We start from the raw sequence: 14387 nt of genomic DNA on the forward strand, positions 1-14387 counted from the left end.
GCTTAACTGCGGTAATCGGCGTTGATCGTCACGTACTCGTGGGAGAGGTCCGTGGTCCAGACGGTTTCCGAAGCCACGCCTCTGCCCAAATCAATGCGCACCGTGATTTCAGGCTGCGCCATCACGCGCACACCGTCTTCTTCACGGTAGCCTGCAGCACGGCCCCCGTGCTCGGCAACGAGCACGTCATCGAGCCAAAGCGTCACTTTGGAGCTGTCAAGGTCCTCGACACGGCTGTTGCCCACAGCAGCAAGAATACGTCCGAGGTTGGGGTCCGAGGCAAAAAACGCGGTCTTCACCAGCGGCGAATGCGCCACGGCGTAGCAGACCTGGAGGGCTTCGGCTTCGCTTTTAGCACCCTGCACCTGCACCGTAATAAATTTCGTGGCCCCTTCACCATCACGGATCATGGACTGGGCAAGATGCCGCGCCACCACGCAGAGCGCTTCGGTAACGGCATCAATCCGGGGATCATCGGCACTCGTGATCGGTTCCATCTTGGCTTTGCCGGTGGCAATCACCACAAAGCTGTCGTTGGTGGAAGTGTCGCCATCCACCGTGATGCGGTTGTAGCTCTTGTCGGCGACGCGCTTGACGATCAGGGGAAGAACCTCCGCGCTGATTGCGGCGTCGGTGGCAATGAAGCCGAGCATTGTGGCCATACGCGGCTCAATCATGCCTGCGCCTTTACTGATGCCGGTTACCGTGATGCGGGCAAATTCGAGGAACGCTTTGGTGGAAAAAGCCTTGCAGACGGTATCCGTGGTCATGATGGCTTCCGCGGCCTCAAGCCAGTTGTCCGGTGCAAGATCCGCATACGCCTCGGGCAACCCCTTGATGAGGCGCTCCACGGGAAGCTGCTCCATGATGACGCCCGTGCTGAAGGGAAGCACTGCGTCTGTGCCGCAGCCCACAAGTTCCGCGGCCTTCTCACAGGTCTTTTCAGCGTTCATAAGGCCCGTCTCACCGGTACCGGCGTTGGCGATGCCGGTATTGACGACAATGGCGCGCACGGCATTGGTTTTCGCCAGATGCGCGCGGCAAACCTGCACCGGGGCTGCCGCAAAACGGTTCCGGGTAAAGACGCCGGCGACGGTCGAACCTTCAGCAAGACGCACAAGCAGCAGATCCCGGCGGCCGGGCTTACGGATGCCGGCGCGGGCGGTACCGAGTTCCACCCCTTCCACAGGGAAAATCATCCGGGGGTCCGGGCTCTTTAAATTAACTGCCATGACTGTCTCTCCGATTCTTTTTTAACTGGCAAAAATAACGGCGCCGAAAACACCGTTGCGCAAAGGGTCATCATAACCCGATGCACGGTGTTTTTCGGCGCCGCAGACTACCGCAACCGAAGTTTTTGGATTACTTAAGCCGCCCGTGGCAGTCCTTGTACTTCTTGCCCGAGCCGCAGGGGCACGGATCGTTGCGGCCCACGTGCGAGAAGTCGATCGCTTCTTCGTGTTTGGCCGTAGCGGCTTGCGCGCGCTGCGCACCCATCTCTTCACTGCGTTCGGTCGCAGCCTGTGCTTCCTCAGGCATCTGAATCTGCACGTTCATGAGCACGCGGCAGAGCTGCTCGCGCACGTTATCCAGAAGCGACTCAAACATCGAGAAGGCTTCGCGCTTGTATTCCTGCTTGGGCTGCTTCTGGGCGTAACCGCGCAGGTAAATCCCCTGTCGCAGGGCATCGAGCGCCGTGATGTGCTGACGCCAGGTGGCGTCCAGAACCTGCAGAAGCACGTTGCGGGCAAAACCGGCCCAGGCTTCGTGGCCGACCAGCTCTTCCTTACCCTTTTCAATGGCATCGGCCGTCTCAAGGAGTTTCTTCAGAAGGTCTTCATCGGTGACGCTGTTGTCTTTTTCCAGCATCTCCTGCATCGGGATGTCAATGCCCCAGTTGGTTTTAAGCTGAGAGGTGAGTCCCTTGAGGTCCCACTGCTCTTCAACGGTATCCGCGGGCACAAAGCTTCTGAAGAGATCCGTGAAGTAGCCTTCCCGCAGGCTGTTGATCATGTCGCTGACGTCCTTACTCTCAAGGATTTCGTTTCGCAGGCGGTAGATCTCCTTGCGCTGATCGTTCTGGACGTCGTCAAATTCGAGCAGCTGCTTGCGGATATCGTAGTTGCGGCCTTCAACCTTACGCTGCGCGCTTTCAATCATGCGCGAGAGCATCTTGGATTCAATCGCCACGCCGTGCTCGAGCTTTAAGCGGTCCGCGATTGCCTTCATGCGGTCGCCGCCGAAGATTCTGAGCAACTGATCTTCCATCGAAAGATAGAAGACAGAGCTGCCCGGGTCACCCTGACGGCCCGAACGGCCGCGCAGCTGGTTGTCGATACGGCGGGATTCATGGCGCTCGCTGCCGATGATGCGCAGCCCCCCGGCCGCCACCACAGCGTCATGAAGTTTCTGCCAGTCGGCCTTAAGAGCCTCGATGCGCTTTTCCTTTTCTTCAGGCGAGAGCGTTTCGTCGGCACGGATTTCATCGATGTGCTTGTTGATGCCGCCGCCCAGAACGATATCGGTACCGCGCCCTGCCATGTTGGTGGCAATCGTCACGGCGCCGGGACGTCCGGCTTCAAGCACAACCTGTGCTTCACGTTCGTGCTGCTTGGCGTTTAACACATTGTGCGCAATACCCTCTTTGGTGAGGCGGTTGCTTAAGAGTTCCGAAATTTCAATGGAAGTCGTACCGACCAGAACCGGCTGACCGCGCTTGACGCAGTCCTTGACGTCGTCAACGATGGCCTGGTACTTCTCTTCGGTGGTGCGGAAAACCTTGTCCTGCGCATCCTGACGGATCATCTTGCGGTGCGTGGGCACCACCACGGTTTCCAGACCGTAAATATCCTGGAATTCGTAGGCTTCCGTATCGGCCGTACCCGTCATACCCGCAAGTTTCTTGTACATGCGGAAGTAGTTCTGGAACGTGATGGAAGCCATCGTCTGGTTTTCCTGCTGGATCTTGACGCCTTCCTTGGCTTCCACGGCCTGATGCAGACCGTCGGACCAGCGGCGGCCGGGCATTAAGCGGCCGGTGAATTCGTCGACGATGATGACTTCGCCGTTTTGCACCACGTACTGCTGATCACGCTGGAAAAGCGTATGGGCTCTGAGCGACGCATTGAGGTGGTGCAGCAGAATAATGTTCTGGGGCGAATAAAGGCTCGTGCCGTCCTTGATGAGTCCCTTTTCGGTAAGGATCTTTTCAAGGTGCGCGTGGCCGGCTTCAGAGAGATAAACCTGATGGGCCTTTTCATCCACCCAATAGTCCCCTTCAGCCTTTTCATCAGCCTGACGCTTTAAAAGCGGCGGGATTTCGTTGATCTGACGATAGAGATCCGTGTTGTCGTCAGCTGCACCCGAAATGATAAGGGGCGTACGGGCCTCATCAATGAGAATCGAGTCGACTTCGTCGACGATCGCGTAATTGAGCCCTCTCTGACGGCGGTTGGCGACGTCATACTCCATGTTGTCGCGCAGGTAGTCAAAGCCGAACTCGTTGTTGGTGCCGTAGGTGATGTCGGCGGCGTAGGCGGCCTTTTTGTGTTCCGTATCCTGCTGCGAGAGAATCGTTCCGACGCTCATGCCGAGGAAGTTGTAAAGGCGTCCCATCCAGGCGGCGTCGCGGCTTGCGAGGTAGTCGTTCACGGTCACGACGTGAACGCCCAGCCCCGGCAGGGCGTTGAGGTACACCGCAAGCGTTGCGGTGAGAGTCTTCCCTTCACCGGTGCGCATTTCGGCAATCTTGCCGTCGTTTAACACCATGGCGCCGATCAACTGCACGTCAAAGTGGCGCATTCCGAGCACACGGGTACTTGCTTCACGCACCACGGCAAAGGCTTCAGGCAACAGTGCCTGCAGATCCTCACCCTTAGCCAAGCGTTCGCGGAATTCAACGGTCTTGTGCTTGAGCTCATCGTCCGTGAGCTTTTCCATCTCCGGCCCGAGCTTATTGATGGCAGCGCACTTCTTGCGGTACTGCCGGATCAACCGGTCGTTGCGGCTGCCGAAAATCTTGGTGAGAATCGAATCAAACATAGTTATCCAGTCAAAGAACCCGGCGGTGTTTTTTTGGGGGAAGCGCCGGTTCCTTAAAAATGCGGACGGCACAAAGCCCTCCGCCCAAAAGAAATAACGGCTATTATCGCACAGCAAACCCCTTATTTTCGGACAAAAATGTGCCCATTTCCTTCACGGAAAAGGGCTCACGAGCGCCTTATCCCCGCCATGTATTACAAAAAAGCACCGCGCCGCGGCAAATTCAGAACTTTTGCACAGATCACCTTTGCCGCCGGTGAAGAGCAAAGCGTGGCCGAACAGTTAAAAGACGCCCGCAAAGCCGCCCGCGCCGTGGCAGGTGAAACCGCCAAAATGCGGCTCGGCCTGGACTTTTCCGACATCGCCAACATCCGTGTGACGCCCGAAAAAATCACACTGCTTGTGAAAACCGCGATCCAGCAAAACCGCCTGCGGCAACTGCTGCCCCGCATTACGGCTGCTCTCGGTCGCGCGGGCTTTATTGCCCCCGTGGACATCAAAATCCGTCCGGTCACCGACCACATCCGCTTAAGAACCCGCACCGTTGAGACGAATCCCCGCACCATGTCGGAGACGGCGCTTTCGGCAGTTGAAGAAAAGGCCGGCTCGATGAACGAGTCGGCCTTAAAAGACGCCTTACTGTCGCTTGCCCGGGCCATGCGTAAAAAGCAGACCGGCCCGGCTGCATAACGGTCTACACCGCTGTCGCGGCAGGCTCAAACGCGGAAGTCGCCACCATAAAGGGGCGGTCTTTCTCTGGCACCGTCACAAATTCCCAGGCTTCGCTGTCGGCTAAAAGCTCCCGCAACAGCCTGTTGTTGATGGCGTGGCCGGACTTATAGGCACTGTACTTTGCAAGCAGCTGATGGCCGAGCACATAAAGGTCGCCCATCGCATCGAGAATCTTGTGCTTTACAAATTCGTCGGGAGAGCGCAGTCCGCCGACGTTGAGCACCCGGAACTCATCCATCACAATCGCGTTTTCCAGCGTGCCGCCCTGCGCAAGACCCATTGAGCGGAGCATTTCAACGTCAGAAACGAAACCGAAGGTACGCGCACGGCTCACGCTCTGCTCGTAGGTTTCCTTGGAAAAGTCCACCACCGCACGCTGCACGGTGTTGTCAATCGCGGGGTGGCCGAAATGGATGCTGAAGTCGAGGATAAAGCCGTTGTGGGGCTCGAGTTTGGCCCACTTGTCGCCGTCGTGCACTTCAACCGTCTTTTTCACGCGCACAAACTTCTTGGGCGCATTCTGTTCAATCACACCCGCCGAGCGGATGAGATAAACGAAGGTGGCGCCCGAGCCGTCCATCACAGGAATCTCAGGCGCGTCCACATCCACGTAGACGTTGTCGATTCCGAGGCCGTTTAACGCGCTCATCAGGTGTTCGATCGTCGAAATGATGATCTTGCCTTCGTTTAAGGTCGTCGCCATGCGCGTGTCGTTCACGCTTGTGGGGCGCGCAGGCAGTTCAACCGGCGGCGTCAGATCCACGCGGCGGAAGATGATACCCGTGTCAGGAGCGGCCGGCCGCATCTCGAGTTTGACACGACGCCCCGAATGCAGGCCGATGCCGACGGCCGTGACCGTGCGGCGCAGAGTGCATTGTTTGAGCATGTTTTTTAACGGTGACGGATAAATGTCGGAACACTCACAAAGGGCGTGGCGGAAACCTCACTTTGTTGCGGCTTATCCTGCGGCGCCGTGCGGGCCCAGTCGTCCGACAGATGCTGCTGCGGCTGCGGCGCCGGCTGATGCACGGTCTGCGGCTGCTGCAGAGCCGGATCATTTGTCTGCGGTGCAAACTGCGGCTGCGCGGCGGGCGCGCTCTGGGGCTCGCGCACGGGCTGCGTGTAGCCGTAACCGAACGTCTGCTGAATCGGCGCCTGAGGCACAGCCTGCTGCGCAGGGGCCTGGCCGAACGCAGGCTGCGAGAAGACCTGGGGACCTCTGCCGTAAATGCTGCTACCCAAACCGCCCTGACCGGCTTCGGGCGTATGACGTCCCGTATCGTCGTCAAGACCCGTTGCGACCACCGTCACACGCAGCTCATCGCCCATGTCGTTATCGAAGGCCGTGCCGATAATCTGGTTGGCGTCGCGGCTCACGAAGTTCTTCATGACGCTCATCACTTCGCGGATTTCGGGATTGGTCATCGTTTCAGCCGAAGCCGTCACATAAACGAGAAGGCCGCGGGCACCCTGAAGGTTTGCTCCTTCCAGAAGCGGGCAGGCAATCGCCTTTTCCGCTGCTTCACGGGCGCGGTCCGGACCGCTTGCGGTTGCCGTACCCATCATAGCCGTGCCGCGTTCACTCATCACGGTACGCAGGTCTTCGAAGTCAACATTGATGATGCCGGGCGTATGAATGATCTCGGCAATACCGTTACAGGCCTTGTAAAGCACATCGTCTGCGGCGGCAAAGCAGTCAACCATCGTGGCCTGACCGCCCACTTCGTCTTCGAGCTTGTCGTTGAGAATCACGATGAGGCTGTCGACCTTGTCCTTAAGGTTTTCAATGCCGGCCTGCGCCTGGCGCATACGGCGGGAACCTTCAAACTCAAAGGGCTTGGTGACGACCGCAACCGTGAGAATGCCGAGCTCTTTGGCAATCTCGGCAATCACGGGAGCCGCACCGGTTCCGGTGCCGCCGCCCATGCCGGCCGTGATAAAGAGAAGATGCGTACCCTCAAGCGCCTCACGGATCTTGTCGGCGGCTTCCTGTGCGGCCATGGCACCCACTTCGGGTTTGGCGCCCGCACCGAGCCCGGTCTTACCGAGCGGAATCACGATGTTGGCCCGGGAGCGGCTCAGCGCCTGCTTATCCGTGTTGGCAGCAATAAACGTAATTCCCTGAGCCTGATTGTCGATCATGTGCTCAACGGCATTGCCGCCGCCACCGCCGACACCGATGACTTTGATGCAGGCATCGAAATGATTGGGCTGTTCCGTAATGGCCTCAAACGACATGGCTATCCTTTTTACCGGCGGGCCGATATCTCGTCCCGCCCAAATATTTGACTACCGGTAGTCTGCCGCCCATTGCGCTAAAAAATCACGCATGCAGGCGGCAGTCAAAATTCGTGCGCATTATTGTAGAGCCTTTTTCCCGCTCTCCGAAAGGGTGCTCAGGCTCCCGTAGCAGAAATTTGCAATCTTTCCGGACGACTGCGTCAGAATTCAAAGCGCCAGAGCACGTCAAAGGACTGACCGGTGCCGGAAACAGCCTGAAGATAAAGTTTGGGCAGCAGCCTGTAGCGTAGCGTCAGAGTCGTTAAGGAATCAAAGATTCCCATGCCGTACTTCACCTGAAGGCCGGGCAGGACGTAACCTGAGAGCACCACCTGAGAGTCCGTGCCGCGGCCGGCGGTGTCCACGGTAAGACCTTCAATACCGGCAGCCTCCCCGATTTTGCCCACAACGCGTCCGGCCTGACTTGCGCCGAGTCCGATTAAGGCCGAGGTCATAGCGTTGCTGCCGGCTGCATCATTTTCATTATCAAGCCCGTGCCCGGTGAGAAGGTAGGAAAGTTTGTTTTCATCACTCATCTCCGGATCGGAAAAAAGTTCCACCTTGGGAGCCGATGCTGTTCCTGTCACCTGAACCCCCGCCGTGACGTCATCCTCCGTGGTTTCACTGTTTCTCACGGCCTCAATTTCAAGTGTCGGGTTGTCCGCCGGCCCGGCAAAAATGAGAAGCCCCTTGGTGATTCTCAAATCCTGACCGTAGGCGTGAAATGTCCCCTCATCAAAGCTCACGCGGCCGTCCAGAGAAAATATCCCTTGGTTCTGCCGGGCATGAAGGTCCCCTTTTAAACCGGCCTTGAGTTCAAAGACGTTGATGCGGACGTGTTCTCCGAAATGAAGGGCAATGTCAGCGGAAACTCGCGATGCGAGATCTGATTTTTCTTCTGCTTCATCCCGGTCAATCACAACCTCGTCGGATGACGTGCCTTCCGCGCCCTCCGGCAGGCTGTTGACCGCAATACGGGCCCGGGGGACAGCAACCCTTCCGGTAACGGCCAATGTTTCACCGCGGGCTCTGACGCGTAAGTCAGGCGCCACATCCACCGAAATATCCGGACTCACGTCAAGCCGAAGCCGCTCGCTTGTCATCGTGAGATCAGCCGCGGGACTGTCCATGTCGCTCCAGTCAAGGTGCGCGGCAGCCGAGGCCTTTCCCTGATTTGTCATGAGCTCAAGCGCTGCGTCAGACTGCGTCCCCGCAAAGCTGAGCGTCAGGCGGCTCGGCTGCATCTGAAAAGGCATCTGAGGCGACGCGACTGAAAGGTCCGTGACGGCCGCCTCCCCCGTGAGCTCCGGCCGACGGATGCTGCCCGACACACCCACGTCTGCCGTCAATAGCCCCGTGACTTCGGTTTCAGCGGGCAAAAGCGCTCTGAGATCTTTCAGTTCCAGCCCCTGAACGGAGAGTCTTCCTGAGAGTGTGTCATTGCGGCGCCGGTCAGCGGTTACGGCTAGCGTCACAGGACGGGAACTGCCCGCCGTGTGCGTCTGCGCACTGACGGTGAAGGCGGAGGCGTCTGCCTTAAGTACCAGGCGCGTATCCGTCAGTGTGAGCCCCTCGTTTCGGGCTTTGCCGGACGTTTTCTGCTGCAGCCGTGCGGTGATCCGCGGCGCCTCAAAAAGCGCTTCGGCCGTCTGTTCTCCGTTTTCGCCGAACATCTGCCGCAGGGAAGCCCTTCCTGAAAGGGTGCCCGTAATCTGCGGCTTTTGCTCGAAAAGCGCCGCGAAGTCAGAGGGTTCAATACGGATGCCGTCGGCCTTCACGGTAAGGGCTGTCTTGTCGGCTGTAAGTTCAGTAAGACAGAACCCTGTGCGTGCTGACGCGCCGCCCGCAAAACAGGCGTTTTTCAGCTGTTGGCTTGCTGCGGAGACAGTTAAAGGCGCAGCCTTGGTGAGCGCCCAGGCACCCAACGGCGTTTTAACCGAAAGGCTTTGTGCCGCGCCGCTCCAGAGAGCCGCCTCAGTCTTCCAGCTTCCTGTCAAACGCCCGTCAAGCGCGAGCCCGTGCGTCTTTTCACGCGCCGAAAACCGCAGCGTGTGTTTTTCCGGCGTGCCCGCAAGAACCAGCCGGGCTTCAGGGACCGCGTAGTCTCCCTGCCGCAGGCCGTTTACCGTAAGCGTCACGGCGTCTGCCGCACCCCCGGATCCGAAACGCCCGGCCAGACGCGCCCGGTCAATAGCCAGATCATTAAAGCGCATACCGGAGGCCGTGAGATCGGCTGAAAGCCTGGGCTCACCAAGAGTCCCCGAAACCGCCACCGTGCCTCTTGCCCCACCCTTTAACTGCGGCAAAACTTCGGAAAGATCCGGCGCCGCAATCCGGGCTTTGAGGTTTAATGCGCCTTTGCCGGCCACGGCAACGCTGCCGTCCGCGGTCATCGTGTTGCGTCCCGCCCGCAAAGTGACGTTTCGGGCCGAAACCGTGCCGTCAGAGGCAGCACGGAGTCCGCCCGCGGCCTCAAGGGCCCGACCGGAGACAAGCCCCGTGAAATTCATGGATTTGAGTGCTGCGTCCCAGTGCCCGTCACGGTAAAACACGGAAAAATCCGTCGCTCCCTCAAGGCGCAGTTCTGTGGGCAGGAGCGGTTTTGCGGCCTGAAGGTTTACTGCCGTCAATGAGCCGCTCACACGAAGGCCGTTTGAAGCATTTATCTGCGCCCGGGCCTTAATCCGGGCGTGCTGACCTTTTTCACCTGCCGCCGCATCAAGAAGCCTGACCGTGATCGCGCGAAGCCCCTTGGTATCAAGTATGGTTTCTCCGGAAAAGGGAACGTCTGAAAGAGCAGCGGAACCCGCTGAAGCTTTCCCCATCACAGAAGCCTTAATGCCGGCATTAAGAACCGTACCCTGCGCCTTTACCGTAAAGGCGGTCACTTTGACGGCGTCTTTGTCACTGATCTTTTGCTCAAAAGGCGCGGCCAAAAAAACTTCGGCTTCAAAAGGCAGTTCGGGCTTCATGAGAAAACCGGAAGCCTCGGCCCGGGCGTGAGCCATTCCTGCCGTCGATATCCGGGCCGTGAGTTTTTCCCGGAGGGCTCCCGTCACTCTGACATCGGTCTTTTGTTCGCGTCCGTCAGCCGAGAGCACCGCCGAAGCCCGCAGATCCACGGGCCAGACCCCCGCCGTCTGCGCGTTCCCGCTCACCGTCAGCTGCATCTGAGGAATGTCTGCCGTCAGCTGCCTCACGGAAAGTTCTGTCTGCGTGAGCGACAGATCCGCGGCAAATCGGGACGGTGCCAAAAGCGTTTCCTTTCCCTGCCGCACCGTCACGCCCTGAGCCGTGAAGTTCTGCAGGGTGACGTCAACCGGAAGCACGAGTTTCTCAGGAACCGCCAGCCAGGAAGCCGCACCGCTTGCGCGGATCGTGTTTTCAAGTGCTGCCCAGTCGGTGGCCTCCGGCGCTTTTTGCTGCGCAGGCAGCGTCACCGCAAGCCCCGAGAGTGCCGTCTCAGCGATCCGGATGGTTTTATCCGAAGCACTCACGGCCAAATCGGCTTTCTGAAGCTCCAGATCAAGACTGCCCGAGTGAAAAGCAATATCCCTTAATGCAATACCGGTGACTTCAACATCAACCGGCAGTCCCTCAAAGTGCGTTGTCTGCTCTGCCGGCGCCGCTTCCGGCGCACTTTCACCGGACTCAGCAACATTGACTGAGGCCTGCTCAAGCCTGACGTTGTGCAAAACGATGCGGTTTCCCTGCAAAAAAGCCATGAGGTCAAAGGCATAAGCGGCCTTTCCGACGCGCACCGCAACGCCCTCAGCGGCGTAGCTTAACCCCGTGATTTCAGGAGAAAGAAGTGTCCCTTGCGCCGATTCGAAAGAAAATCCCGGCACATGGTCGCTTGCCTCTCTGAGTACAAAGTGAAGGCCCGTTTCGGTCGCTGCCAGAAAGGCCACGGCACCGGTGGCGGCAGCGGAAAGCACGGCCGCACCCGCAACTGAATATTTAAGCCAGCGCCGCATCACCATTGCGCCCCCAGACCGATGTAAAAGTGCAGGCCGCGTTCGGACGCGTCATTAATGGGCCAGGCAAGGTCAAATTTCACCGGCCCCACGGGCGAATCCCAGCGAATACCGGCCCCTGCGCCTTTGTGCACCGTGAAATCATCCATACTGCGCACCGCATCACCGGCATCAAAAAAGGCAGCACCCCACCAGCGTCCCGTCACGTTGTACTGGTACTCAAGCGAGGCTGTCGCAAGCTTGGAGCCGCCGATAAGCCGCCCCCTGCCGTCTTCGGGCGAGACGCCCTTATAGTCAAAGCCGCGGATACTTTTGTCGCCGCCCGCAAAAAAGCGCAGATCCGGCGGCACCGCATCAATATCATCGGCAAAAACGGCGCCGAGCGAAATCCGGCCGATCACACGGTGGCGCACTTTAAACGTTCTGAGCCATGTGTTGTCAAGCCGCAGAATCACAAAGTCCACATCAGAAGCCCAGGCGCCGGACGAAACATCAATGCTGTACTTCTGGGAGTCACCCCACGAAGGACTCGTGTCTCCTCTCTGACGGATACGCGTGAGGCTTAATCCCGGATAAATGAGCTGCGTTGTCTGCGTAACGCCGCCCTGCGTGAAGTGATCCTGCGAGGCTTTCACCGATGCAACGCGCTGCCAGCCCGAAGCCGTCTGCCAATAGCGCGACAGACTTAACGTAAAGGCCGAAGACGCCGTGTCGTTGAGATCGGTGTGTTTGTAGCCCGCCGAAACAAGGTAGTACTGCTCAAGCGGATTTTCCTTTACGGGGATTTTTAGGCTCGCTTCAAAACTATGTTCGGCCGTTGAAACACTCGTCTCTGCCGTGAGGCTGTAGCCGCGGCGGTTGATCCAGGGGCGGGTCCAGGAAACCGTCCCCGTCACACCGGTGTCCGAACTCACGCCGAGCCCGGTCTCAACAACGTTTTTCTTGCGGGGCACGAGACTTACGACAACCGGCAGCGCATCAGGCGTTCCCTTTTCAAAGTCCGGTGCCGCCGACACCAATTCAAACCACCCGGTTTGTGAAAGCCTTCGGCTTAATTCGGCAACCGCCGTCGCGCTGAAGTAGTCTCCTGCCTTATAGGGTGCCAGCGTGGCGAGCCGCTCCGGATCAATCTGGCTGCCCGCAAACACGGTTTCACCCACCCTGTAGCGCTCTCCGCTTTCAAAACGGATCACCCAGCGGGCTTTAGCCCTTTTCTGCTCAACTTCCAGACGTGATACGGCAAAACGCGCGTCAAAGTAGCCTTTCTGCAGCGTCAGGGTATTGAGTGACTTCTTAAAGTTTTCATACGCGGCGTGCGAAAGCGGCGTCCCGGCCTTGGGGACCGCGGCCAGAAGCTTTACAAAGTCCGGATCATTCTTGGCTGCACCGGTGATTTCAACCGCGGAATCGGTGAGCACGGTGCGCTCTCCGGGATCGACCCTGAGACTGAGCTTTTTCCCGTCGCGCGTGACGTTAATTGAGGGACTGTAGTACCCGTAGGGGCGCAGAGCCCGCGAGGCCGTCTCTCGGATTGAGGAATTATCAAGCCGCCAGGGCTCAGCCTCTCCCGTCGGTTCGAGCATCAGCACAATATTTTTGGCTGCGGCTGCATCGACACCGGTGACGGCAACCGACCCGGCGGCTGCCGTACAAGCCGTCAGACAGACGGCTGTTCCGAAAAGAAGATGCTGCCAGGCCACTCTGAGCGCTCCCGAAGTCCGAAATCAGAAACAAAGGAGAGCCTGTGGCGGCACAGCATGCTCCCGATTGCGCCTCACGTAAGTCTAAAGCCTTGCGCAGACTCTGCACCCGCAGCGAACTCAAGCCAGCGAACGGGCTCGGCTCCCTGAGACTGAAGCCATTCATTGGCCTTGCGGAAGTGCCCGCAGCCGATAAAGGGCGCGGGACCGCGCAGGGCCGATAAAGGCGATGGGTGGTTGCTTGTGAGAATCAGTATGGGCCCCTTGGCATTGTGACGGATCCCGTCGGCCTTGGCCTGCGCCCAGTTCCCCCAGAGCATATAAACGCAGGGAGTTGCGGCAGAAGCGGTTTTTGCAAGCACCGCGTCGGTGAGTTTTTCCCAGCCCCAGCGGCCGTGCGAAGCGGCTTCTCCCTCTTCTACGGTGAGCACAGCGTTTAAAAGAAGCACGCCCTGCTCAGCCCACCCGGAAAGGTCACCGTTGGTGTGAATGCCCGTATCGTACTCAAGCGCAATTTCGCGGAAAATGTTTTTCAGACTCGGCGGGAGCTTTCGTAATTCGGGCGGAACCGAAAAACTCATTCCCACCGCCTGCCCCGGTCCGTGGTAGGGATCCTGTCCGAGAATTACCACCTTCACTTTTTCCGCGGGCGTCATCTCGAGCGCCTTAAAGGGATACGGCGGATAAATCACGGCACCGGCTTCAAGCCGCGCGTCAAGCCGTGCCAGAAGACTTTCTCCGGCCGGACTCTGAAGAAATTCCGTACAGAGAGGCTGCCAGCTGCCGGCCCCTTCCCAAAGATGCCGTTCCCGCGCAAAGTCACGCATGATTATTCCGAAAAGAAAAGTTGAGTAAGCGCCGCACCGGGGTTCCCCTGACGCATCAGGCTTTCGCCCACAAGATAGGCTCCGACACGAGCGCTTTTCAGCGCCGCCACGTCCTGCGGCGTCGCAATGCCGCTTTCCGAGACAATGATGCGGTCTCCGGGCACCAGATCGTGCAACGCAAGCGTCGTGTCGATGCTCGTCACAAAAGTGCGGAGATTGCGGTTATTGATGCCGATTAACGTCACCGGAAGCGCGAGAGCGCGCTTGAGTTCCCCCTCATCGTGACTTTCGGTGAGTACGTCCATTCCAAGACTGAGAGCCGTCTGCGCGAGTTTGAGCGCAAGCCCGTCGGTGAGCGCCCGCATGATCAGCAGTACCGCGTCCGCCCCCATCGCACGGGACTCGTAAATCTGCGCTTCATCAATCATGAAGTCTTTTCGCAGCGCCGGAATACCGACGGCAGCGCGCGCCGCACGAAACGCGGCTTCAGAGCCCTGAAAGTAGACGCTGTCGGTTAAGACAGAGAGGCAGGCAGCACCCGCGGCTTCATATTGCTGCGCCGTGCGCGCAGGATTGAAGTCCGGACAGATAAGGCCCTTACTCGGACTTGCCTTTTTTACTTCGGCGATGACGGCGGGCAGCCCCGCACTGATTTTTGTCTGCAGAGCGCGCACAAAGCCCCGCGGGGGATCTGCTTTCTCAGCCGCTGCCCTGAGCTCATTCATTGTCTTGCGGGCTTTCAGCTGAGCGACTTCCGCGCGCTTTGTTTCAAGTATCCGGTCCAGATAATCAGCCATTGTCTGCTCCCTGCGGCATTTCTTGTTTTCTGT

Annotated in this window: 9 protein-coding genes; 1 reads left to right on the top strand and 8 read right to left on the bottom strand. The window is 58.7% G+C overall.

All coding sequences use genetic code 11. The annotated features are described in order from the left end of the window. Positions 1-2: 2 nt before the first annotated feature. Complete coding sequence (gene argJ, locus NXF97_RS04095; protein WP_074009810.1) at positions 3-1232, bottom strand: bifunctional glutamate N-acetyltransferase/amino-acid acetyltransferase ArgJ; 1230 nt, start codon at positions 1230-1232, stop codon at positions 3-5. Positions 1233-1362: 130 nt separating this feature from the next. Further along, positions 1363-4041, bottom strand: coding sequence for a preprotein translocase subunit SecA (gene secA / locus NXF97_RS04100; protein WP_074010119.1), 2679 nt, complete (start codon positions 4039-4041; stop codon positions 1363-1365). Between the two features lie 189 nt (positions 4042-4230). Here secA and NXF97_RS04105 point away from each other — a divergent pair, with 189 nt between their 5' ends. After that, positions 4231-4731 carry a hypothetical protein gene (locus NXF97_RS04105; protein WP_274956553.1) on the top strand — a complete coding sequence of 167 codons (501 nt, stop codon included), beginning with the start codon at positions 4231-4233 and terminating at the stop codon, positions 4729-4731. A gap of 4 nt (positions 4732-4735) precedes the next feature. Here the strand turns inward: NXF97_RS04105 and lpxC are convergent, their stop codons facing one another. From lpxC to trpC, 6 genes are all read right to left on the bottom strand, one after another. Then, positions 4736-5659, bottom strand: a complete 924-nt coding sequence (gene lpxC / locus NXF97_RS04110; RefSeq protein ID WP_022373839.1) for a UDP-3-O-acyl-N-acetylglucosamine deacetylase — start codon at positions 5657-5659, stop codon at positions 4736-4738. A 5-nt stretch (positions 5660-5664) separates the two neighbouring features. After that, a complete protein-coding gene (gene ftsZ / locus NXF97_RS04115; protein WP_084765876.1) occupies positions 5665-7011 on the bottom strand; it encodes a cell division protein FtsZ in 1347 nt (448 codons plus the stop codon). A gap of 203 nt (positions 7012-7214) precedes the next feature. Beyond that, entirely contained in the window at positions 7215-11030 is a 3816-nt protein-coding gene (locus NXF97_RS04120; RefSeq protein WP_274956554.1) for a translocation/assembly module TamB domain-containing protein, read from the bottom strand. After that, a complete protein-coding gene (locus NXF97_RS04125; protein WP_274956555.1) occupies positions 11030-12730 on the bottom strand; it encodes an autotransporter assembly complex protein TamA in 1701 nt (566 codons plus the stop codon). The genes NXF97_RS04120 and NXF97_RS04125 overlap by 1 nt, the downstream gene beginning before the upstream one ends. Before the next feature lie 74 nt (positions 12731-12804). Then, on the bottom strand, positions 12805-13557 hold the full coding sequence (locus NXF97_RS04130; protein WP_274956556.1) for a uracil-DNA glycosylase: 753 nt from the start codon (positions 13555-13557) through the stop codon (positions 12805-12807). A gap of 2 nt (positions 13558-13559) precedes the next feature. Further along, entirely contained in the window at positions 13560-14354 is a 795-nt protein-coding gene (trpC, locus tag NXF97_RS04135) for an indole-3-glycerol phosphate synthase TrpC (RefSeq protein WP_074009805.1), read from the bottom strand. Between the last annotated feature and the right edge of the window lie 33 nt (positions 14355-14387).

Source organism: Duodenibacillus massiliensis (assembly GCF_928721995.1).
GTDB classification, from domain to species: domain Bacteria; phylum Pseudomonadota; class Gammaproteobacteria; order Burkholderiales; family Burkholderiaceae_F; genus Duodenibacillus; species Duodenibacillus massiliensis.

What these genes read in the sequence shown, in the direction of transcription:
- argJ (WP_074009810.1), bottom strand. Translation starts at nt 1,232, where the DNA reads ATGGCAGTTAATTTAAAGAGCCCGGACCCCCGGATGATTTTCCCTGTG.
- secA (WP_074010119.1), bottom strand. Translation starts at nt 4,041, where the DNA reads ATGTTTGATTCGATTCTCACCAAGATTTTCGGCAGCCGCAACGACCGG.
- NXF97_RS04105 (WP_274956553.1), top strand. Translation starts at nt 4,231, where the DNA reads ATGTATTACAAAAAAGCACCGCGCCGCGGCAAATTCAGAACTTTTGCA.
- lpxC (WP_022373839.1), bottom strand. Translation starts at nt 5,659, where the DNA reads ATGCTCAAACAATGCACTCTGCGCCGCACGGTCACGGCCGTCGGCATC.
- ftsZ (WP_084765876.1), bottom strand. Translation starts at nt 7,011, where the DNA reads ATGTCGTTTGAGGCCATTACGGAACAGCCCAATCATTTCGATGCCTGC.
- NXF97_RS04120 (WP_274956554.1), bottom strand. Translation starts at nt 11,030, where the DNA reads ATGCGGCGCTGGCTTAAATATTCAGTTGCGGGTGCGGCCGTGCTTTCC.
- NXF97_RS04130 (WP_274956556.1), bottom strand. Translation starts at nt 13,557, where the DNA reads ATGCGTGACTTTGCGCGGGAACGGCATCTTTGGGAAGGGGCCGGCAGC.
- trpC (WP_074009805.1), bottom strand. Translation starts at nt 14,354, where the DNA reads ATGGCTGATTATCTGGACCGGATACTTGAAACAAAGCGCGCGGAAGTC.